The 21874-nt window shown below is 57.1% G+C and carries 20 protein-coding genes and 1 pseudogene; 20 read left to right on the top strand and 1 reads right to left on the bottom strand.

Annotated features, from left to right (window positions below; translation table 11 throughout):
- From ERD84_RS00320 to ERD84_RS00250, 15 genes are all read left to right on the top strand, one after another.
- Positions 1–2151, top strand: coding sequence for a TonB-dependent siderophore receptor (locus tag ERD84_RS00320; RefSeq protein ID WP_209019798.1), 2151 nt, complete (start codon positions 1–3; stop codon positions 2149–2151).
- 239 nt (positions 2152–2390) lie between these two features.
- Entirely contained in the window at positions 2391–3686 is a 1296-nt protein-coding gene (locus ERD84_RS00315) for an imelysin family protein (protein WP_130037154.1), read from the top strand.
- A gap of 9 nt (positions 3687–3695) precedes the next feature.
- Positions 3696–5204 (top strand): di-heme oxidoreductase family protein, encoded by a 1509-nt coding sequence (locus ERD84_RS00310; RefSeq protein ID WP_130037152.1) that lies wholly within the window; start codon positions 3696–3698, stop codon positions 5202–5204.
- Between the two features lie 38 nt (positions 5205–5242).
- On the top strand, positions 5243–6355 hold the full coding sequence (locus ERD84_RS00305; protein ID WP_130037150.1) for an imelysin family protein: 1113 nt from the start codon (positions 5243–5245) through the stop codon (positions 6353–6355).
- Positions 6345–7457, top strand: a complete 1113-nt coding sequence (locus tag ERD84_RS00300) for a DUF1513 domain-containing protein (protein ID WP_167667279.1) — start codon at positions 6345–6347, stop codon at positions 7455–7457. Before ERD84_RS00305 ends, ERD84_RS00300 begins: the two co-directional genes overlap by 11 nt.
- 197 nt (positions 7458–7654) lie before the next feature.
- A complete protein-coding gene (locus ERD84_RS00295) occupies positions 7655–8491 on the top strand; it encodes an IclR family transcriptional regulator (RefSeq protein ID WP_130037146.1) in 837 nt (278 codons plus the stop codon).
- Entirely contained in the window at positions 8488–9642 is a 1155-nt protein-coding gene (locus tag ERD84_RS00290) for an acyl-CoA dehydrogenase family protein (protein WP_130037144.1), read from the top strand. The genes ERD84_RS00295 and ERD84_RS00290 overlap by 4 nt, the downstream gene beginning before the upstream one ends.
- Positions 9642–11216: a class I adenylate-forming enzyme family protein gene (locus ERD84_RS00285; protein WP_130037142.1), complete on the top strand. Its 1575-nt coding sequence runs from the start codon at positions 9642–9644 to the stop codon at positions 11214–11216. The genes ERD84_RS00290 and ERD84_RS00285 overlap by 1 nt, the downstream gene beginning before the upstream one ends.
- Before the next feature lie 22 nt (positions 11217–11238).
- Positions 11239–12405 (top strand): ABC transporter substrate-binding protein, encoded by a 1167-nt coding sequence (locus ERD84_RS00280; RefSeq protein WP_371743147.1) that lies wholly within the window; start codon positions 11239–11241, stop codon positions 12403–12405.
- 15 nt (positions 12406–12420) lie between these two features.
- Entirely contained in the window at positions 12421–13293 is an 873-nt protein-coding gene (locus ERD84_RS00275) for a branched-chain amino acid ABC transporter permease (protein WP_130037140.1), read from the top strand.
- Positions 13290–14243, top strand: a complete 954-nt coding sequence (locus ERD84_RS00270) for a branched-chain amino acid ABC transporter permease (RefSeq protein ID WP_130037138.1) — start codon at positions 13290–13292, stop codon at positions 14241–14243. The genes ERD84_RS00275 and ERD84_RS00270 overlap by 4 nt, the downstream gene beginning before the upstream one ends.
- On the top strand, positions 14230–14940 hold the full coding sequence (locus ERD84_RS00265) for an ABC transporter ATP-binding protein (RefSeq protein ID WP_130037136.1): 711 nt from the start codon (positions 14230–14232) through the stop codon (positions 14938–14940). Before ERD84_RS00270 ends, ERD84_RS00265 begins: the two co-directional genes overlap by 14 nt.
- Entirely contained in the window at positions 14937–15638 is a 702-nt protein-coding gene (locus ERD84_RS00260) for an ABC transporter ATP-binding protein (protein WP_130037134.1), read from the top strand. The genes ERD84_RS00265 and ERD84_RS00260 overlap by 4 nt, the downstream gene beginning before the upstream one ends.
- A 448-nt stretch (positions 15639–16086) precedes the next feature.
- Entirely contained in the window at positions 16087–17025 is a 939-nt protein-coding gene (locus tag ERD84_RS00255) for an SDR family oxidoreductase (RefSeq protein WP_130037132.1), read from the top strand.
- 43 nt (positions 17026–17068) lie between these two features.
- The gene (locus tag ERD84_RS00250; RefSeq protein ID WP_130037130.1) at positions 17069–17698 is read left to right on the top strand and encodes an NADPH-dependent F420 reductase; all 630 of its coding nucleotides are present in this window, start codon (positions 17069–17071) and stop codon (positions 17696–17698) included.
- Positions 17699–17887: 189 nt separating this feature from the next.
- Here ERD84_RS00250 and ERD84_RS00245 read toward each other — a convergent pair whose 3' ends face one another.
- On the bottom strand, positions 17888–18355 hold the full coding sequence (locus ERD84_RS00245; RefSeq protein WP_130037128.1) for a winged helix-turn-helix transcriptional regulator: 468 nt from the start codon (positions 18353–18355) through the stop codon (positions 17888–17890).
- A 215-nt stretch (positions 18356–18570) separates the two neighbouring features.
- On the opposite strand from ERD84_RS00245, the pseudogene ERD84_RS00240 reads away from it, so the two are divergent.
- The 5 genes and pseudogenes from ERD84_RS00240 to ERD84_RS00220 all read left to right on the top strand — a co-directional run.
- A pseudogene (locus ERD84_RS00240) lies at positions 18571–19083 on the top strand (NADPH-dependent F420 reductase); the annotation flags it as partial.
- 73 nt (positions 19084–19156) lie between these two features.
- Positions 19157–19294 carry a hypothetical protein gene (locus tag ERD84_RS15890; RefSeq protein WP_167667185.1) on the top strand — a complete coding sequence of 46 codons (138 nt, stop codon included), beginning with the start codon at positions 19157–19159 and terminating at the stop codon, positions 19292–19294.
- A 156-nt stretch (positions 19295–19450) separates the two neighbouring features.
- Positions 19451–20068, top strand: a complete 618-nt coding sequence (locus ERD84_RS00230) for a TetR/AcrR family transcriptional regulator (protein WP_130037122.1) — start codon at positions 19451–19453, stop codon at positions 20066–20068.
- Between the two features lie 61 nt (positions 20069–20129).
- On the top strand, positions 20130–21008 hold the full coding sequence (locus ERD84_RS00225) for a DMT family transporter (RefSeq protein WP_130037120.1): 879 nt from the start codon (positions 20130–20132) through the stop codon (positions 21006–21008).
- A gap of 53 nt (positions 21009–21061) precedes the next feature.
- A complete protein-coding gene (locus ERD84_RS00220; RefSeq protein WP_130037117.1) occupies positions 21062–21769 on the top strand; it encodes an alpha/beta fold hydrolase in 708 nt (235 codons plus the stop codon).
- The last annotated feature ends 105 nt before the right edge of the window (positions 21770–21874 follow it).

The following is a 21874-nucleotide window of genomic DNA, read 5'->3' as shown; positions in this document are numbered from 1 at the left end:
ATGCCGTGCAAGACATTGACCCGGCCGACCGTGCGTGCACTCGCCGCGACGGGCTGGCTTTCGTATTCATTAGCGGGAGGTATGTCGATCGCTTCGGCTCAGACGCAGTCGTCGGCTCAACAGGGCGATACGCGTACATTGGCACCTATTACGGTTACAGCGCAACCAGCACTGGAATCGCCCTTCGCACCGGTGGACGGCTATATCGCACGCCGATCTATCTCGGCCACCAAGACCAACACACCGCTGAGCGAAACACCGCAGTCGGTGACCGTCGTCACCAGTGAAGAGATTCGGGACCAAGGGGCCACAGGGCTGCAGGATGCGCTGAATTACGCGGCAGGCGTGCGCTCTAATGCCTATGGCCTGGATTCACGTTCTGATAATTTCCGCATTCGCGGCTCGGAACCCTCGGTTTTCCTGGACGGCCTGCGTACGAACTACAACTGGTACACCAGCACCACGCGCGCCGAACCCTACACGCTCGAGCGCATTGAGGTGCTGCGTGGCCCATCGTCCATGCTATATGGTCAAGGCAGTACGGCCGGTGTCGTCAACATGGTGACCAAGCGCCCGCTGGCCGAGCCCATGCGCGAGATCGGCATTTCTTACGGCTCGTATAACCGTCGGCAGATTCAGGCAGATTTCACTGGCCCGATCGATGAGAACGGAGAATGGTTATACCGCGTCGTCGCATTGGGTCGCCTTTCAGACACACAAGTGGACTATGTTCCGGATGATCGTTGGGTGCTTGCACCGTCGCTGACATGGCAGCCATCGGCCAGCACATCGCTCACCTTGCGGGCGTTGCTGCAAGAAGACAAATCCGGATCGACGGCGCAGTTCTTCCCCTGGGAAGGCGTAGCTCTGCCCAACCCAAATGGTCAGATCCCCACTGACACCTTTATCGGAGACCCCGACTGGGATCGCTACAACTCGAGCCGGCGTGCTATTGGATGGAGCTTCGAGCACGCGTTTAACGACAACTGGACGGTGCGCCAAAATACACGCTGGTCCCACAATGAGGTCGACTACCGCAGCCTCTACGCCAACGCGTTCAGCGGTGCCGATGGCTGGCCGGCAGATCCCATTAACAAGCGTCTGCTTAGCCGTTATGCGGACGGCACGATTACCACAGTCAAGATGGCCTCGGCGGACCAGCATCTGGAGGGCACATTCGATACCGGGTCGATCGAACACCAGATGCTGGTCGGCTTCGATGTAACCTACTCCAAGGAAGACAAGGTAGCTGCGTTTGAATCGTACGATACTGTGCCGCTGATCGATGCCTTTAACCCGATCTACCCGGCTTATACGCCGCCCGCGTTCAACGACCATAAACCAACGGTGCGTCAGCGCGATATGGGAGTCTATCTGCAGGATCAGCTGCGCTACGGCAATTGGATTGCAGTGGCCGGGCTGCGGCGGGATCGTTCCAAGAATATCGTCGAGGGCGGAGAAGACCAAGTCAGCCAGGCCACGTCCAAGCGCCTGGGCGTCATGTACACAGCCGACAACGGCTTCTCCCCCTATCTCAGCTATAGTGAATCGTTCACCCCCGTACTGGGCCGCGATGCATCCGGCACATCATTCGTACCCATACGCGGCAAGCAACTGGAAGCGGGAGTCAAGTATGAGTCCGCCGATGGTGACCTGGTAGTCAACGCGGCCGCTTACACACTGCATGAAGAAAATCGACTGGTTGCGGATCCCAACGACCCGACGGAACAGGCGCAGATCGGCAAGACCCGCAACCGCGGCATCGAACTCGAGCTCAAGACTGCAATTGGCCGGCAGTTCGACCTGATCGCCAACTACAGCTACATTGATCTGGACGATCAGTTGGAAGGCTTGCCCAAGCACCAGGCCTCGTTGTGGGGCAAATATCGCTTTGCCATCGGCAACGTCACCGGGCTTTCAGTTGGCGCCGGCGTCCGCTGGCTGGGTGGTTTCCAGGACGGCGCCGCACCGCGTACGCCCAGCGTCACGTTGGTCGACACCATGCTGGCCTACGAGACGCCATCGTGGCGCTATGCGCTGAATATCAACAATCTGTCGGACGAGACCTATGTCAGCACGTGCCTGGGCCGTGGCGACTGCTGGTACGGTTCGCGCCGCTCCATCGTGGCCAGCGCGACTTACAGGTTCTAGCAACACCACAGCAGAAACAGTTTGCAGGGGCCGATGGACGGGCGTAGATTTAGTATTGACTTCACGCGTTTTTCCATGCAAGAATGCGGATGATTCTCAATATCAATCAGCCTTGGTTCAGGTTTGCTATCCGCGCGATGCGGGTGGTGTGACACGTGCGGTCAGGCCCATTGAACATTAGGCTTACGGTATTTTTAACTTATCACTTTTAGGGCTGGGTGCAGCCCTGGGAAATTTCTATGCGTGGCTTGTTTGTTGGAGCAGTTCTTTCGTTTGCCTTGGGTTCCACCGCCTACGCGACCACAACGCCCAAGGCCGTGGTCACAAACTACGCCGACCTGGCGTTGGCGGAATACGAAGATGCCTTGTCTTCGGCGAAGCTGCTTCAATCTGCCGTGAATACCTTGTTGGCCAAACCTGGTGCCGATACGCTTAAAGCGGCGCGGGTCGCCTGGCTTGAGGCGCGCGTGCCTTATCAGCAAACTGAAGCGTTCCGATTTGGCAACCCCATTGTCGACGACTGGGAAGGTCGGGTTAATGCCTGGCCACTGGATGAAGGCATGATCGATTACGTCGATGCCTCATACGGAACTAATTCCGACGTCAATGCGTACTATGTGGTGAATGTAATTGCCAATGACAAGATCAGTGTGGGAGGCAAGGCGGTGGATGTCAGTCACATTACGCCAACACTGCTGCGCGAGGTCTTGCATGAGGCGGATGGCAACGAAGCCAACGTCGCAACAGGCTACCATGCGGTCGAGTTTCTGCTGTGGGGCCAGGATTTGAATGGCACGGGTCCGGCGCCAGAGGGCCGGACGGGTACACCGCAAGAGCGTCATGCGGGCAATCGTCCTCATACGGATTTTGACGTGGCCAATTGCACGGGTGGGCATTGCGAGCGTCGAGGTCAGTACCTAAAGGCCGCCACCGATTTGCTGGTCAGCGATTTGACTGAAATGGTGGATAACTGGGCAGTGAAGGGCGAGGCGCGCGCTGCTGTCGAGGACGATCCAAAAGCAGGGCTGGTCGCCATGCTGACAGGGCTGGGCAGTTTGTCGTACGGCGAACTGGCGGGCGAACGCATCAAGCTCGGCCTGATGCTGCACGATCCTGAAGAAGAACACGATTGTTTTTCCGACAATACACATAACTCTCATCTGTACGATCAAGTCGGCATGATGAATGTCTACACAGGGCAATACAAGCGCGTTGATGGCACCGTGGTCAAAGGCGAGAGCCTGGCAAATCTGGTCAAAGAGCGTGACGCCAGGCTTAATGAAGAAGTACTGGCCAAACTGGACACGACACTCAAGGCCATGCAAGCCATGAAAGAACATGCGGAAACTGTCGAAACCTATGACCAGATGATTGCGCAAGGCAACGAGAAAGGTAATGCGATTATTCAGGCGGTGATTGACAGCCTGGTCGCTCAGACACGTAGTTTCGAGCGTGTCATTGCTGTGCTCGAGCTGGGTGAGGTGCAAATCGAAGGCTCCGATAGCCTTGATAATGCTGGTGCAGTATTTCAGTAAGACTTATCTATGCAACAAGCTATTGGCCTGCTTTTACTGGGGCTGGCGCTAGAGGCGTCAGCCGGTTCGGTAACGCAGCGTGCCGACCTGAATCCGCAAGACCTTGAACGAGTCGCGGCCATTACTCAGCCTACAAGCGACTTCTCGCAACCCGAAGCCTTCGAGATCATGCAGGGTGGGGCGGGTACCGTAAAAAAACGGATCAATCCCGACATTTTTTCACACCCTGCCGCCAACCTGACGTTCGAGGCGCGTCAAGAGTTTATGGTGGGCAACGGTCTGTTTCGTAAAGACTGGGTATCGTCACCGGCCTCAACCCAGGCTTCCGACGGCCTGGGGCCGTTGTTCAACGCTCGTTCTTGTCAGGGATGTCACGTGAAAGACGGTCGTGGATCCGTGCCCGGCTTTGAGTCCATAGATCGTAGCGATGCAGTATCTTTACTGGTGCGTCTTTCCTTGCCGAGCAGCAACGATGATGCCCGCGCCCGACTGGATCGAGGTGAAGTAGTGTCGTTGCCGGACCCGATCTATGGGCACCAGCTACAGCCGTTTGCCGTGGCCGGGCTGCCGGCCGAGGGCCAAATCAAAATTGATTACACTGAAATCCCCGTCTCGCTGAATGGCGGCGAAATGGCCTATTTAATGAGTCCGGCCTATAGCATTGAAAATCTGGGTTATGGGCCGCTGCATCCCGAGCTTCGGCTGTCTCCCAGGCTGGCGCCGCCCATGTTGGGTCTGGGCCTGCTTGAGGCCATCCATCAGAATGACATATTGGCCAATATTGACCGCGGCATTGCTAAAGGCGTGTCGGGTCGTGCCAACTGGGTGCGCGATAAGGAAACCGGAGAAAAGGTGCTGGGACGGTTTAACTGGAAGGCCGGCCAGCCCGATGTCGAACATCAGGCTTCCGCTGCGTTTTCAGGCGATATGGGCTTATCTACACCCTTATTCCCGAGCCATTATGGCGATTGCACTGCCGCACAGCAGGCCTGCTTTCTCATGCCCAACGGCGCTCAAGAGAACCTAGGCGAACATGAAGTGCCTGCGCGTTTAATGGATTTTGTGACGATGTATTCGCAAAACCTGGCACTGCCGCAGCGGCGCGATGTTGATGATGCGCGCGTGTTGGCAGGTAAAAAGCAGTTCTACGAATCAAACTGCATTGCGTGTCATGTACCTAAATACGTCACGCGGCGCGATGCTTCGCGGCCTGAACATCGCTTTCAGCTTATCTGGCCTTACACCGATTTACTGTTGCACGACATGGGCTCGGGCTTAGCCGATGGGCAGGAAGAAGGCGATGCGAGTGGGCGCGAGTGGCGTACGCCGCCACTGTGGGGAATCGGGCTAACCAAAACGGTTAATCCGGATGCGACCTGGTTGCACGATGGGCGTGCACGGACTTTACTGGAAGCCGTGCTGTGGCATGGCGGCGAAGCGCAGGCGGCACGTGATCGTGTCGTGGCGATGACACCTCAAGAGCGTGCTGATCTAATTCGCTTCCTTGAGTCCTTATAGATTCCATACCTGCAGTTTCATACGGAAGGGACAGCTCGATGCCTGACTATACAAAGAATTCCATTGGGCGCATGCACGGCGCTGCCTGGCGCTTTACAACGCTTGGAATCGGATTTTTACTGGCGGCAGGTATCGCCCGTGCGGGCGAGCTGCCGGCAGATCTTGGCAGCCGCTTGGCGCAGGGTTATATAGCGCCCGCCATGCAAAGTTTTCATCGATCGGCCGGTCAGCTTCATACTGGCCTTCAGGCGTGGTGCTCATCACCGACAGAGCAGGGCGCTCAAGAAATCAAAGACAAGTTCAAGAATGTGGTGATGGCCTGGTCTGGCATAGAGTTTTTACGGTTTGGGCCTTTGATAGCCGAGCACCGATTCGAACGCGTTTATTTTTGGCCGGATCCGCGAGGGCGGACCTCACGGCAAGTCAAAAAACTGTTAGCCGACCCGGCAGGCGTACCGGCCGCGCAGGCCTTATCCAAGCATAGTGTCGCGGTGCAGGGGCTGCCGGCGCTTGAGTACACCCTTTATCGCGATAGCGGTTTACTCGCCAGCCAAGGCGGCGACTCCTTTTCGTCCGAGTGTGCTTACGCCGTTTCCATTAGCGAAAATCTTGTCGCGATCGGATCAGAGCTTGGTTCCGCCTGGGGTAAAGGGGGCGATTATGCACAAAAATTTTCGCAGCCGTCGCCAGAAAATTCGCTTTATCGCAGCACTGACGAAATTGCCCATGAAGCCATCAAGGCGCTTTCCAGCGGCTTGCAGTTCGCCCGCGACGTCAAGCTGCTCCCGATGCTCGGAGATGACATCAGCCGCGCCAAGTATCAGCGCGCCCCATTCTGGCGCAGTGGTCTGACGGCGCCATCAATGGCGGCAGGGGTGGATGGAATGCTGCGCTTCTACCAGGCGGGCGGCTATCAGTACAAGGCTGACGACGCCTGGGTGCAGGCTAGTACGACGGACGAGCTGATCCGGGTGCGCGATAACTTCAATAGTGTCAATGCAGATATTAAACAGGTAGCCAGCTCAGAAGAAACGTATCGCCAGTTCAAGCTGGCTGCGTTAATGATTAAAAATGCCAAAGGCCTGGTTGACGAAAATGTAGCCCCCGCCTTGGGAGTAAGGATAGGCTTTAATGCCCTCGATGGAGATTGATCGCCGCAATTTCCTGGCACTTTTGGCAGCTTGCGGTGCGTGGCCTGGGTTGGCAGTTTCGCGGCAAGGCGAAGTCGTTGGTGACGACGTCCTTTATCTGGCCGCAAGAAAAAATGGCAATCATTTCGAGGCAGCTGTGTTTGACGAGCGTGGGCGCGATCAATTGGTGGTGCCCATGCCTGACCGAGGCCATAGTTTCGCCATCGATTCGGCTCGCGGCCGCGCGGTAGCCTTTGGCCGGCAACCAGGGTTCTTTGCCATCGCTTTCGATTTGGCAGGACATCACGCGCCGCAAGCGCTGTCGGTGGCAGCGGGTCGCCATTTCTTTGGGCACGGTGTTTATACGCCCGACGGCAAGCTTATGGTGGCTACCGAGAATGACTTTGAGGCTGGTCGTGGCGTGCTGGGGGTTTACGATGCGAGCCCCGGGGGCGACTATCGTCGTATGGGCGAGTTCTCTACAGCTGGGGTAGGACCGCACGAAGTGGTGCTGATGCCCGATGGACGCACGCTTTGCGTGGCCAACGGCGGTATTCTTACGCACCCTGATTACGGCAAATTGCAGCTTAATCCCGACGACATGCTGCCATCGCTCGCGTATATCGATGTCTACACCGGCGATCTGTTAGAGCAAGTGTTCCTTGCACCCGACTTGCATCGATCATCGATTCGACACCTGGCCGTAGACGCGGCGGGCGCCGTCTGGTTCGGCTGTCAGTACATGGCGACCGATGCGCGGCGGCCGGCCCTTGTTGGTCGTCATCGTCGCGGCCGGCAACCCGAACTTTTTGTCGGGCCGGACGAGACCTTGCGTGGCATGAAGAATTACGTTGGTTCGCTGGCTACGGATTCAACAGGCACTATCGTGGCAACATCCAGTCCGGTAGGGGGACGCGTCGTGTTTTGGGATGCATCGAGCGGGCGTTGTCTGGGAAGCAGCGAAATATTTGATGGCTGCGGAGTGGCTGCCGCCTCGCAAGAGGGCTTTGTGATAAGCAGTGGCCAGGGCGCTTTGGTGATGACTGGGATTCTGGGTGACCAACATATGCTGAGAAAGCCCACGACCGATCTGTCTTGGGATAACCATCTGCGCCGGATTTAATTGCGGTTAATGGTCGCAGCTGTATGTAACTCGCCATCGTCGAAAATCTTCCAGCCTTGGGGTGGGTGCCAGCATGGTTCGCATAGCGAACCACTGTTTCGAAATATTTGACCCCATTGTTTTTGTCGTGAAAGAATTATCTTGTCGCAAGGCCAGTCTTTCCCCATGGCGCAGGGTCGCGGCAGGAGGCAGCAAACATGACGCAGAGTGCGGATCCTATTTCAATAGAAGACCAGAATACAGACAGACAGTTCGTTAACGCACTGGCACGCGGTCTGGAGCTGCTGCGTTGCTTTCAGCCGGGCAAGGCGTACTTGACCAACGCCGACCTGGCGCGAGAAACCGGTTTTCCCAAGCCCACGGTGTCTCGCCTGACCTATACGCTTTGCAAGTTGGGCTACCTGGAATTTTCCGAGCATCTTGGCAAGTACCAGTTGGCCTCGGGCGTTCTGGGTCTGGGTTATTCCATGCTGGCCAATCTTGATGTGCGTAATCTGGCCCGTCCTGCCATGCAAGAGCTGGCCGAACATTCACGCGTGTCCGTTGCCATCGGTGTACGCGATCGCCTTAGCATGATTTATGTGGAAACTTGCCGTAGCAGCGCGCGCGTGACTTTGCGCCTGGACGTGGGCTCGCGCATTCCTATCGCCACCACGTCCATGGGCAAGGCCTTGATCTGCGGCATGGCCGATGATGAACGCGACGGCGTGATGGACGAGATCCGCAATGCCGACCCCGAGAACTGGTCACGCCTTCGCAAGGACCTGGAGAAGGCATTTCGTGACTATGACAGCACGGGGTTTTGCATAGCACTGGGAGAGTGGCAGCCCGAGATTCGGGCCGTGGGTGTCCCTTTGCTGGGTATGCGCGGCGAGAAACAGATGGCGTTCAATTGCGGTGGGCCCGCTTATTTGCTGGCCCGCGACAAGCTTGAAACCGACCTTGGGCCGCGTTTGGTCGAGCTGGTCAGGAATGTGGAAAAAAGCATGGGTGGATATGCCAGCCTACCGAACAGTACGAAAGGAACTGCATGATACGTGATCAGGAAACCTTAACAATGCTGCTGGACAGTGTTTCACGCTTTGTGCGTGAGCAGTTGGTGCCGCTGGAAGACGGGGTTGCCGAGACTGATCAGGTGCCTGACCGGATCATCGCGCAGATGCGGGAACTGGGCCTGTTCGGCCTGGCAATACCCGAGCAATACGGTGGCCTGGAACTGACGATGGAAGAGGAGGTGTTATTTGCGTTTGAAATCGCCAAGACCTCGCCGGCATTTCGCTCCCTGATAGGCACCAATAACGGAATAGGTTCGCAGGGGGTCGTGATCGACGGCACCGAGGAGCAAAAGCGCAAGTATTTGCCGCGCCTGGCATCGGGCGAGATCATAGGGTCTTTTGCCTTGACAGAACCGGGTTCGGGCTCGGACGCCGCCTCGCTGCGCACCACGGCCGTGCGCGATGGCGACCACTATGTGCTCAATGGCACCAAACGGTTCATTACCAATGCGCCGCAAGCGTCTGTGTTTACGGTGATGGCGCGCACCGACCAACAGGCCCGCGGTGGCCACGCGATCTCGGCATTCATTGTCGAAAAGGGGACGCCTGGATTGTCTTTGGGCAAGATCGATAAAAAAATGGGCCAGCGCGGTGCACATACCTGCGATGTGGTGTTCCAGGACTGCCGGGTGCCAGCCGAAAACCTGATCGGTGGACGCGAGGGCGTGGGTTTCAAGACGGCAATGAAAGTATTGGATAAAGGACGTTTGCATATTGCCGCGGTTAGCGTGGGCGCTGCCGAAAGAATGCTGAACGACGCCTTGAACTACGCGATGGAGCGCAAGCAGTTCGGTCAGCCGATAGCAGAGTTTCAGCTAATACAGGCCATGCTGGCCGACAGCAAGGCAGAAATCTATGCTGCGCGTTGCATGGTCGTCGATGCGGCTCGGCGCCGTGATGCCGGTGAAGATGTATCCACGCAGGCATCGTGCTGCAAGCTGTTTGCAACCGAAATGTGCGGTCGAGTAGCTGACCGAGCGGTGCAGATTCATGGCGGCGCCGGCTATGTTTCTGACTATGCCATCGAGCGGTTTTATCGCGATGTGCGTCTCTTTCGTATCTACGAAGGCACTACACAGATCCAACAATTGGTGATTGCGCGCAATATGATCAAGGAGGCTGGTCGCTGATGTCCGGTTCTACGAACCTGTTGCTGGACAGCCTGCCGCAGCGCTTGAGCGGCATACCCGAGCGCTGGGCCCAACAGACGCCCGAGGCGATCGCCTTGTGCCAGGATGGTGTCGCCTTTACTTTTCAACAATTGGCGCAGGCATCAATCCAGGCTGCGCAGTGGCTACGCGATAGCGGCGTACGTCCGGGTGACCGCCTGATGGTCGTGGCCGAGAACTGTATCGCCCAGATTGTTCTTATTTTTGCGGCTGCGCGTATTGACGCCTGGATCGTCAATGTCAATGCGCGGTTGTCAGCCGCTGAAGTGGATGCCATCGGTGACCACAGCCAGCCACGGCGCATTATCTATACCGTCAGCGTGTCGGCCGAAGCACGTGCGCATGCCGAACGAGGCGGTGCGCTGGCGCATCAGCTGACCGGGGTGGGTGAAATCGCGGTGGGCGCGCTGAACGAGACGTGTTCTGTCGAACCGGTATGCGCGTCGGGTAGCGAACAGGTTGCCGCATTGATTTATACCACCGGCACTACAGGCCTCCCCAAAGGCGTCATGCTGACACATCGAAACCTGCTGTTTATTGCGGCCTCATCTAGCCAAGTGCGTGGCCTGGTTCCCGGCGATCGGGCCTACGGTGTGCTGCCGATTACGCATGTGTTTGGCCTGGCCTCGGTAGCACTGGGTACCCTCTATGCTGGTGCGACGCTGTATCTGGCAGCCCGTTACTCGCCGGCAGCACTGCTTCAGGCTATTCGCGACGACAAGCTGACCATAATCCAGGGGGTTCCCGCGATGTACGCACGCTTGCTCGAATACGACAAGGGTCGCCAGGATCTTGCGCAGACCAGCTTGCGTTTTATCTACGCAGGCGGTTCGCCACTGGATTCCACGCTCAAGCTCGAGACTGAGCGCTTGTTCGGACGTACCCTGCATAACGGCTACGGGATGACGGAAAGCTCCCCCACCATTAGCCAGACCCGGCTTGATGCCCCGCGCAGCGATACCTCGGTTGGTTCAGTTATCCCTGGTGTCGAGGCACGCATCGTCGATAGCCAGGGCGCAGACCTGCCGCAGGACGAGCCAGGTGAGCTGTGGGTGCGCGGTCCCAACGTCATGAAGGGCTATTACCGTGATGAGGCATTGACGGCCAGAACAATAGACGCGCAGGGCTGGCTGAACACGGGCGATCTGGTGCGTCAAGACTCGGACGGAGCTTTGTTTCTTATCGGCCGCAGCAAAGAGCTGATTATCCGTTCGGGCTTCAACGTGTATCCCATCGAGGTCGAGGCGGCGCTTAATGCTCATCCGGCGGTCGCGCAATCTGCTGTGGTGGGCCGTCCCGGCCATGGTGGGAATGAAGAAGTCGTGGCGTTTGTAGAGCTCGACCCCACACAGCCGGCACCAAACGAGCAGAGTCTGCACGATTGGCTGGTATCACGATTGTCGCCCTACAAGCGGCCGTCGCAGATTGTGGTGATGCAGGCGATGCCGGCGGCGGCAACCGGCAAGATATTGAAGGGCCAGCTTAAAGAACTGGCGCAGCGATTACTCAAAGAAGAGCTCCATCCGGAGCCCTGATAAAACTCAAAGGAGAGAGACAGTGAACAGACTATGCAAACAGGTGGGGTGGGCGGCGCTGGCGCTGTCCGTCTTCAGCACCACGGCGATGGCGGAAGAATTCCTCGTGGGTGAGCAGGAACCCCTGACGGGCGCGCTGGCGCGCGTGGGGACCGGCATGCACGAAGGCATTGCTGTGGCGGTTGAAGTCTTCAACAATACCAACGGCAAACACACTATCAAAGTATTGACGGAGGATGATGAGTCGTCACCGGCGAAGGCCATCGCGGCTGTAGAAAAGCTGGCGTCACAGGGTGTGGTGGCGTTCACCGGAGGCTATGGCTCCAACAATATCGGTCCGGCTTCCGATGCGGCCAACAAGCTGGGCCTGCCCTACATTACCTCCGGTGGCGTAGACAACGGCCTGGTGCAGCGCGGCTACAAAACGTTTTTCCGTATCAACAATACGGCCGGATACCAGAAAGCCATGGTGGGGGTGCTGGGTGACATGAAGATCGAATCCGCCTCTATTATTTACTCGACCAAAGAGGCGACCGCCCATTTGGCTGAAGACGTGCAAAAGGATTTGTCCGGCAAAGGTCTGAAAGTCGGTATGCACCCCTTCGATCCGGGCATATCTGACTTCAAGCCCATCGTAAACAAAGTGCGCCTGCGCGATAAATCAGATGTGATCTTGATGGTGGGATACGAGAACGATTACGTCGGCATTCTGCGTGCAGCCAAGGTGCTGAAGCCGGACGTCAGCGCCATGGTGGGAGTGTGGTCGTTGGCCACGCCCAAAATGGCTGCCGACTTTCCCGACTTGATGCCCAAGGTTTATGGCACGGCATTGTTGCCGTATCCGGCCCAGTTCAAGACAGAAGAGGGCAAGGCTTTTTACGATGCCTACAAGAAGCTTTACAACAAAGACCCCGACTATCTGGGTCAGTTCGGTTACGTGCAGTCCATGTTGCTGTTCGAAGCCATAGCACGGGCTGCCGATAAAGGCACCGTCAAGAACGGTGGTATTGCCGAAGAGCTGGCAAAGACGGATCGCAACACGCTGATTGGACGGGTGCAGTTTACCGAGGGCGACAACTTGAATTTTGTGCACCATATGGGCCAGCATCAGGGTGATCGTATCGAGATTGTGTGGCCGGCCGACGCGGCGACAGCTCCCATGCAGTATCCGGGCGTGCCCTGGAAATAAGAAGCGGCGCCACCCATGACTGACCTCATCCTGCAGGCCTTGTATTCCGGCGTGCTTCAGGGCGGTTCGTATGCCCTGATTGCGCTGGGTTTGGCGCTGGTCTTCGGTACCATGAAGATTATCAACCTGGCCCATGGCGAGCTGGTGCTGCTGGCCGCTTATATTGCCTATACGGTGGAGTCGAGCAGTGGACTTAGCCCGATACTCGCCATTCCGGTGGCTCTGGTAATTGTGTGTGCCACCGCGGTGATTATGTATTTCCTGGTCAGCCTTATCAGGACCGACCGCGAGCTCAATTCGCTTATCCTGACCTACGGCATAGGTGTCATTCTGACCAATGCCATTCTGCTGATCTGGTCTGCCGAAATTAAATCCACCTCGTCGGCATGGATGCAGGAAGCCATGGTGATGGGGCCGCTATACAGTATGCGCAGTGAGCCGCTATTTTTTGTGGTCAGCGTTGTGCTGATAGGGGGGGTGTGGTGGTGGCTGTCGCGCAGTTGGTACGGACGCGCCGTGCGAGCGGTGGCGGGCAACCGTGATGCTGCCCGCCTGATGGGCATCGATCCCCGCCGCACCGAGATGGTGTCTTTTTTAATAGCCGGCATACTGGCCTCTTTTGCCGGGGTGGCCATCTTTAGTTACGGCGTCATCCAGCCGTCACTGGGTCATGTGCTGACCATCAAGGCATTCATCATTACGGTATTGGCTGGCATCGGATCCATACCGGGCGTGCTCGTGGGCGCGCTTTTGCTGGGCATCGCCGAGGCGCTAACCATTACCCTGGCCAGTTCGGCCTTACAGGAGCTGGTCGGCATGTTGCTCTTCCTATTAGTCTTGTTCGTTATGCCGAATGGCTTGTTCGGCGCGGCAGGGAGGCGGGGATGAAAACAGCGCTTTTTACTTTGCTTGGCCTTGTCTTGGCTTATATTGCCGTGCCGCTGTTACTGGGCCAGAATAACTACGTGATGAGCCTTATTATTGCCGCGTTGGTTATTGGCGGCATTGCCCTGGCCTGGGCGTTGCTGGGTAATCTGGGCGGGATGGTCAGCTTTGGACATTCAGCCTTCTTTGGGGTGGGCGCCTATGTCTCGGCCCTGCTGACGATGGAAGCAGGAGTTCCGGTCATGTGGGGTCTGCTGCTGGGCGGTGTGGGGGCGGTGCTGGCGTCAGCCGTGATGCTGCCTGTACTGCGTCTGCGTGGACCTTATTTTGCGCTGGCCATTCTGGCTTATGCGCATATCTTCAAGATTATCGCCATTGAGTGGTCTTCCATGACGGGCGGTTCTGGCGGCTTGTCCAGCATTCCCGTTTTTCCCACTGTGCTGGGTGTTGACCTGGCAGGCAAGGTGGGCAGCTACCTGATCTTGTTGACGCTGCTGGTGCTGTTCGTTCTGGCGTATCGTGCCATACGCGGAAGCTATTACGGGATTGCCCTGCGCGCCATGCATGACAGCGAAGACGCCACCCGCGTGGTGGGTGTCAACAGCACTTTGCTCAAGGCCATGATGCTGTTTGTATCGGCCTTCATGACGGGTGTGATAGGGGCGTTCAATGTGCACTACATCAGCTTTTTGGAACCCGATTACGCTTTCAACGGGGTGTGGGTGACGCTGCCTATTATCGCTGCGATTTTCGGCGGTTATCGCACCATACTCGGTCCTGTGGCGGGTGCCCTGACGGTCTATTTGATTGATCAGCTGGTCTTCAAGAACCTGATTTCTTCGGGGCACCAGCTTATTCTTGGGGGACTGCTGGTGGCCATGATCATCTTCAGCCCGCGAGGTCTTTTGCCGCTGCTGGGCAAAGGTTTCAGGAGAAGACATGCTGCAACTTGAGGCCTTGACGGTGCGGTTTGGCGGGCTGACTGCGGTGGATGGCGTTACGTTGACCGCCAACCGTGACGAGGTGTTGGGTCTGGTGGGCCCCAACGGGGCAGGCAAGACCACGCTGTTTAACGCCGTGTCGGGCCTGGTCCAACCGTCTGCAGGGCGTATCAGCTTCGACTCTGCAAGCCTTTTGAGGACACCGCTGCACAGGCGCGCCCGTTTGGGCATAGGGCGCACCTTCCAGATACCACAGCCTTTGCACGAACTTACGGTACGTGAGAACCTGCTGGTGGCGCAGCGCTTTGGCACCGGCAAGGTGGACGAAACACGCATTGCGGAAGTGCTGGCTTTTACCAAGCTGGACTTGCGTGCCGACCGTAACGCCGCAACCGAGCTGGCTTTGACCGAGCTGAAAGCGCTGGAAATCGCCAAGGCCTTGTGCACCGATCCCAAGCTGTTGCTGCTGGATGAAGTGCTGGCCGGACTGGAAACAGCCGGGAAGCGGCGTTTCATGAGCATGCTGCAGGAACTGCACAAGAAATTTTCGGTTGGCATCTTGATCATCGAACATGATATTGAAACCATCAGCCAGTTGTGCGACCGCGTGGCCGCGCTCGATTTCGGCAGACTGATTGCGCTGGGCACGCCTGACGAGGTGTTCAGCGATCCCGAAGTGGTGCGCAGTTATACCGGAGGCCAGTCATGATTGAGGTTCAAGACATACGCGCCGGTTATGGTGCCATCAATATCTTGTGGGATGTGTCGATTTCGGTGCGGCCAGGCGAGCTCACCACTATTATCGGGCCCAATGGCGCCGGCAAAACCACCTTGCTGCGTGCCATCATGGGGCTGCTGCCGCTGGCGCAAGGAAGCATTCTGCTTAACGGTAAAGTGCTTACGGACACACCGACATGGCGGATGCCGGATCTGGGAGTCGTAATGATTCCCGAGGGCCGGATGATCTTCAAAGACATGACCATAGAAGAGAATCTGATGCTGGGCGCTTTCTCGCCCAGGCATAGGGCTGCTTCGCGTCGCCAGTGTGAGAAAGCCTACCAGATGTTCCCCCGCCTTTACGAAAGACGAAACCAGCGCGCCGGGACGCTGTCTGGTGGCGAAGCGCAGATGCTGGCCATGGGCCGTGGCCTGATGGCCGATCCAAAGGTGTTGATTATTGACGAGCCCTCATTGGGCCTGGCACCGGTCGTCGTGAACGAACTTTTTCAGACGCTGTCCCGCTTGAAGGAAGAGGGGCGGACCATTATTCTGGTCGAGCAAAGCACGCATCGCGCGGTGGGCGTGGCGGATCAGGTCTACTTGCTGCAAAGTGGCAAGGTCGTATTGTCGGAACGGGCCAGCAATATCGATATGGAGCACCTGCACGAGTTGTATTTTGCGCACTGAAGCAGTATGGCTGCCGTGCCGCTCCAGAATCTGGCCAGGCGAAATGCTTGGCTATGTTCACATCCAGACTCATCCCGAATGAAAAGGCCTAGATGCTCGTCTGATCCGGTGGCACGCCTTCCGGCAGTCTTGCCGTTTCGGTCTATCTGGCTACGCGTCGTTGTGCTGGCGCCGGTCTCGACACCCGCGTGTTGCTACGCACGGTCATTTACGACCCCACCTTACGGACTAGCGCCTTCACCTCTTCGCTCACCTGTATAGCGTTGTCATAGTTAAATCTTAGCATTGCTTGTATTTTACAAGTTAAATTCTTAAAATTACTTGCTTTTTGCAAGTTACATGGATAGCATGTTTTCATGTTGAGCACGGTTGCCGGATTGCGCTGCCCCGGCTGAGTGCACCCGTAACATCACTTCCATATATCACATCGCTCATAAGGAACAGCAATATGCACGTTTTCGTTACTGGGGGAACCGGCCATATCGGTTCGTACATCATCCCCGAGCTCATCGCTGCGGGCCACGAGGTTACTGGCCTGGCCCGGTCGGATAAGTCCGCAGCTGCCGTGTCCGCGCTCGGCGCGAAGGTGCGGCGTGGGGATATTTCCGATCTTGATGGGCTCAAGGCAGCGGCAGCGGAGTCCGACGGTGTCATTCATGTCGCGCACAGGCAAGACCTGCTTCCGTCTGGCGGGATCGACGCCGTGGCTGCCGCCGAGCTCCAGATCATGCTCGCGTACGGCGAGGCACTGGCTGGGACCGGAAAGCCGCTGGTTGCGTCGGGAAGCATTGGCTCGCCCGGGTGGGAGAACCTGGGCCGACCCGCGACCGAGGACGACCCAGCGCTGCCTGGCGGCGATGCATACAAGGGTACCTTGCGGGTTCGTAACGTCGTGGAAACCACCGTGATCGGCCTTGCCGAGCGGGGCGTGCGGTCTTCGATCGTGCGGATTCCTCCGATCGCGCACAGCGCCACCGATGCCGGCTTTCTCCCGTTGCTGATCGGGCTCGCGAAGGAGAAGGGCGTCATCGGCTACCCGGGAGAAGGCGCGAATCTGTGGCCAGCGGTGCACAGCCGCGACCTCGCCTCCCTGTTCCGTCTAGCGCTGGAGAAGGGTCCGGCTGGCAAATATTGGCACGGCATTGAGGGCGAAGGCATCCGGTTGCGCGAGATCGCCGAGGCGATTGGCAGCCGTCTAGGCCTGCCGGCCGTGAGCATTCCCGCAGACGTACTGATGCTGCCGGGATACTTTGGTTTCCTTGCGAATTTGGTCACGTTGGATCTCCCTGCGTCCAATGTGATTACCCGCCAGGCTCTTGGCTGGGAGCCTGCTCAGCCCAGTCTGCTAGCCGATCTGGATAACGGCCATTACTTCCCTGCCGGCTGATGAGCTGCAGCAGGCAATACCCCAACTATCAAGGAAACGACACATGAACACGAATAAAACTATCAGCATCATCGGTGCGGGCGGCATGGCCTCGGCGATTGCGGACCGTACCATTAAGGCCGGACACGCAGTCGAGGTGATCAGCCGCAACCCTGTCAAGGCGCAGGCGTTGGTCGACAAGCTTGGTACCGGAGCGACCACAGGAACGTACGGCGCCGCGCCGGCGGGCGACATCGTCATCCTCGCCGTGCCGTATAGCGCAGCGGCAGTGGCGGTGGCCAATTTCGGGAACGCACTCGACGGCAAGGTGATCGTTGACGTTACCAACCCGGTCGCCCTCGACCTCTCGGGCCTGCTTACCCCTAGCGGCAGTTCTGGCGCACAGGAAACTGCCAAAGTCGTTCCGGCCGGCGCGCATGTCGTGAAGGCGTTCAACACCTTTTTCGGCCATGTCCTTGCCCGCGCCGGACGCCTCGACGCGTTCATCGCAGCCGACGATGCCCAGGCCAAGGTACTTGTCTCGACTTACCTCGACAGTCTCGGGCTGCGCCCGCTGGATGTCGGCGGCCTGCATATGGCCCAGACACTCGAATCGCTTGGCTTGCTGATGATCGGCCTGGCAAAAAACGGCGCAGGCACCTTCGACATTGCCTTGCGGGTTGATATCGGCTGAGTCATCGGCACCACGGGCACGCAGAACGGGTCCGGGATGGCTAAGCGAATAACTAAGTGAGGTATTGTCGAACGCTCAAAGATCAAATTTAAACGTTCGACTTCAGCTTAAAGCATTATCGATCGATCCCGTCGCGCTCGCCCAATTTCCATTTCTGCGAGGCATGACTGGATTTTTTTTCGGTCTTATTTATTCCTGACTCTCAGGAAAGACACACCCGCCGTTTCGGACCAACTCCTTCACCTCATCGCTCACCTGCACGGGGTTTTGACGTAGTCGCACAAAGAAATCCTTGTCGGGCAGCGCGTACGACTTCGCATCGTGCCGCGCACTCCAAAGAATGATGTTAAGTAGGATGGGAATGAGGTCCCGGCCCTTCTCTGTCAGCGTGTAGAAATCCTTGCGCTTATCGGTGGGGCTAGGCGCCTTCGAGAGAATCCCTTGCTCCTCAAGCAAGGCAAGGCGGGAAGCCAGGATATTTGTCGCGATTCCCTCTTCCGATTTCAGGAATTCGCCATATGTCTTCTTGCCAATAAAAACGATGTCGCGAATGATCAAGAGCGACCACCGGTCGCCGAAGATCTCCACGCCGTAGTTCACTGGGCAATGAGATCGAAGAACTTCTTTGCTCGTCGTTTTCGTCGTTAAGTTGCGCATCGGTTTCATAGCTAAATTTTAACATTGCTTGTATTGGGCAAGTTAAATTGTGAATATTACTTGTGTTTTGCAAGTAATAAGTCTAGCATGTTTCTAGGCCTTACCGAACAATTTTCCGTACAACTCCAACGAAGGATGCATGACATGAACAGACTAAATGGAAAGACCGCCGTGATCACCGGTGGTGCTACCGGCATTGGCCTCGCGCAACTCTAACCACTCGCGACCCGGAAAGCTTTGCAGCCGATGCTGCCGCGATAGGGCCCGAAATCATTCCCAGAACATTGGCGGAAGTCGTCAAGGCGGACATTGTCTTTTTGGCTGTCCGTTACGAGTCGCACCCAGATGTCGCGAAGGCGCTGCCGAACTGGCAGGGGAAGACGATTATTGACGTGACCAATGCCTATGGCGTGGCAGTCGAAGAACTGGGCGGCCTGCCATCCTCCACTGTCATCGCCAAGGCGTTCAATGGTGCCAAGTTCGTGAAGGGCTTCAATCATCTGCCCGCCGGTCTATTGGCCGCCGATCCACAGGTTGAGGGCGGGCGTCGCGTCGTCTTTCTGGCCAGCGACGATGACAACTCGGTGCCGCCAGTTGCCGCGCTAGCCGAACGCCTCGGGTTCGCTCCGGTACCGCTGGGCAAGCTCGCCGAAGGTGGCGCGCTCGTCCAGGCGCGTGGACAGACTTGGGCTCCGCTGGTCTTCCAGGACCTCGTCAAGTCTTACTGAGCCGGCGCAAACTGGCTATTCATCGAACGGAGAGCAATCTTATGCATATCGACTCAAGGAACGCAAGGCGATTGTGACAGGTTCCACCGCGGGCATTGGCCGTGCAATCGCTGAAGGGATGGCACGCGGCTGGGGACGTGTGGTGTTCGTCAGCAGCGAATCCGGGCTGGCAGAGCTCGTTGCCGGAACGGGCGTCACCGTCAATGCCTGAGGGCCGAACTCGACCCAATGTGGTCAGTCGTCTATTGCTGGAATCAGGCTGTGGCATCGTGTGCAGTCAGCTTGAGCGACTAGCTAGCCATTTTTTGCGTGAATTCCTCGCCACTTTTGCTTTACATTTATAGACTGATTGGTTTATTATTTGTTGATGCTCAACACAAACACGATATCTGACCGACAGAGAGGGCGCCCACGCGAGTTCAATCCTGACCAGGCTATCGAACGAGCAATGCAGATCTTCTGGACGAAAGGCTATCAAGGCACATCTTTGCCGGATCTCATGGGGGCGACGAAGCTTTCCCGCGGAAGCCTGTACGCAGCCTTCGGTGACAAGCACGGGCTCTTCCTTCTGGCCCTCGATCGCTACATCAGCCAGGCGCTCGAGCGCCTGGACGAAGAGCTTGCTTCTGGCCGGAATGCTCTTCAAGGACTCAAGACGTGTATGGACGGCTATGTCGCGCGTACCGACGGGGCTGCTGGTCAGCGCGGCTGCTTGGTGGTCGCTACCGCGATGGAGCTTGCGGCTTGGGATCCGGAAACTTCGCAGCGGATTGCCCATTTTTTTGGCGCGATGGAGTCCCGTTTGAAAAAGGCCTTGACGCGTGCCCAAGAAGAGGGCAGTTTGGCCAAGGGTGTCAACCCGGCCGCGACAGCGCACATGCTGGTTTGTTTCCTCGAGGGCTTACGTGTTGTTCGCAAGGTCGAGGTTAAGCCCCAGAGAGCAAGGGCTGCCGTACAAGCACTTATTACTGGCCTCGTAGCCTGATCATTGAAGATGAAGGTACGAGGCATTTATTTTGACTAATTTTAGACTGATCAGTTTATAAATGAACGCTATTCATATCGCGGCAGCGATGCTTGTACCGTTACTGTGGGGCCTCCAATATGTCGTCATCAAAGCCGGACTCACGGTGCTACCGCCGCTATTCTTCGCCGGACTGCGATTCGCAGTGATCGCGGCGATTCTCATTCCTTTTGTTGGGCGCATTCAAAGGTCGGAGATTCGGCCGATTTTCTTGATCTCTCTTTTTATGGGAGGCGTGAACTTCGCTGGTGCCTTCATCGGATTGACCCAGGCTCCAGCGGGTATTGCCGGGATTGCCAACCAACTTTGGACCCCATTCACACTGATGCTTGCCTGGCCCATGCTAGGCGAGAAACCTTCTGCTCGCGTGATGCTCGGCGTTGGCGTTGCGCTGTGTGGTGTCGCATTTGCCGTTGTCGATCCCGGCTTGAAAGTGCCGGCTGTCCCCATGCTCTTTGTGCTTGTCTCTGCGATTGGATTGGCCATTGGAAATGTGCTTGCTAAGAAACTCGGTCCATTCGACCCAGTGAGACTCTTTGCCTGGATGTCATTCTTCACGGCGTTCCAGCTTCTTGGACTTTCGCTGATCGTCGAAAGCGGCCAGATGCACGCTTTGCAAAGTGCATCAAGTTCAGAATGGCTGGCCTTTACCTTCACCGTCATGTTGGGCGGCATCGTTGCATTCATCACATGGTTCTGGTTGATTGCCCGGCTCTCAATGGCTCGTGTCGCTCCCTATGCCTTGCTTCAATCTTTCTTCGCTATTGGTGCTGGTGTCGCCTTTAGACACGAGCCGATAACCCCGTTGCTGATGCTGGGCGCAGTTATTTGTGTTTCAGGTGTCGCGCTCAGTCAGTGGCCGTTATTCATTCGACAGCCCATAAAAGACAAGACGCGGTGAGCAAGGCCAGATGGCACCACCGTATGTTCAATGCCAATCAAAGGAAATCATTCATGGCGAAATTCGTTCTAGTGCACGGCGCTTTCCAAGGCGGCTGGGTTTACGCAAGGGTCGCCCGCAAGCTTCGCGAAGCCGGACACGATGTCTACACACCCACGCTGACTGGTCTCGGAGAGCGGGCTCACCTGGCTGATCGGGCGATCAACCTGGACACGCATATCCAAGACATTGTGAACGTATTCAAGTACGAGGACCTTACCGACGCAATATTATGTGGTCATTCGTACGGTGGACTGGTCATCACTGGCGTTGCGCATGAGATTGGAGAGCGCATCCGGACGCTCTTCTATCTTGATGCTTATGCGCCGGCAGATGGACAGTCCCTGGTCGATATCACAGGTGACGAAACCGCGCTGGCTTTCGTCGCGCAGGCAAATCAGAACGGTGGAATGATTCCGCCGATTCCGGCCGCGATATTTAACGTGAATGAAGCAGATGTGGTCAGGGTTGACACCATGTCGGTGTCACAGCCGCTGGCCACCTTCGTGCAAGGTGTGAAAGCAGGAGTGGATTCAACGCCGGTTGCCAATCGCACTTACGTGTTCGCCACAAGGAATGGTGGGGATTGGTTTGTAAAAACACACGCCCGTTTGAAATCCGATTCTCGGTGGACCGTCCATGAAATCCCGTGTGGGCACTCCATCATGCTGGATCGGCCGGCAGATTTGGCGGCGTTGTTATTGGCCGAAGCGACGAAATGACGTTGCTCGGGCTGTAAACCTTCGATAGCTTGTATCTGCGCCGAACACGGCTGTCATCTGCTCTGGCAGTGGGCTTCCAGTCGGTGATCTGCTTCGGGTGCTAAC

Origin of the sequence: Pollutimonas harenae (assembly GCF_004153685.1) — a bacterium.
Classification (GTDB): domain Bacteria; phylum Pseudomonadota; class Gammaproteobacteria; order Burkholderiales; family Burkholderiaceae_B; genus Pusillimonas_C; species Pusillimonas_C harenae.
Note: the sequence above shows the minus strand (reverse complement) of the source record. Positions and strands in the feature narration are given on the sequence as shown.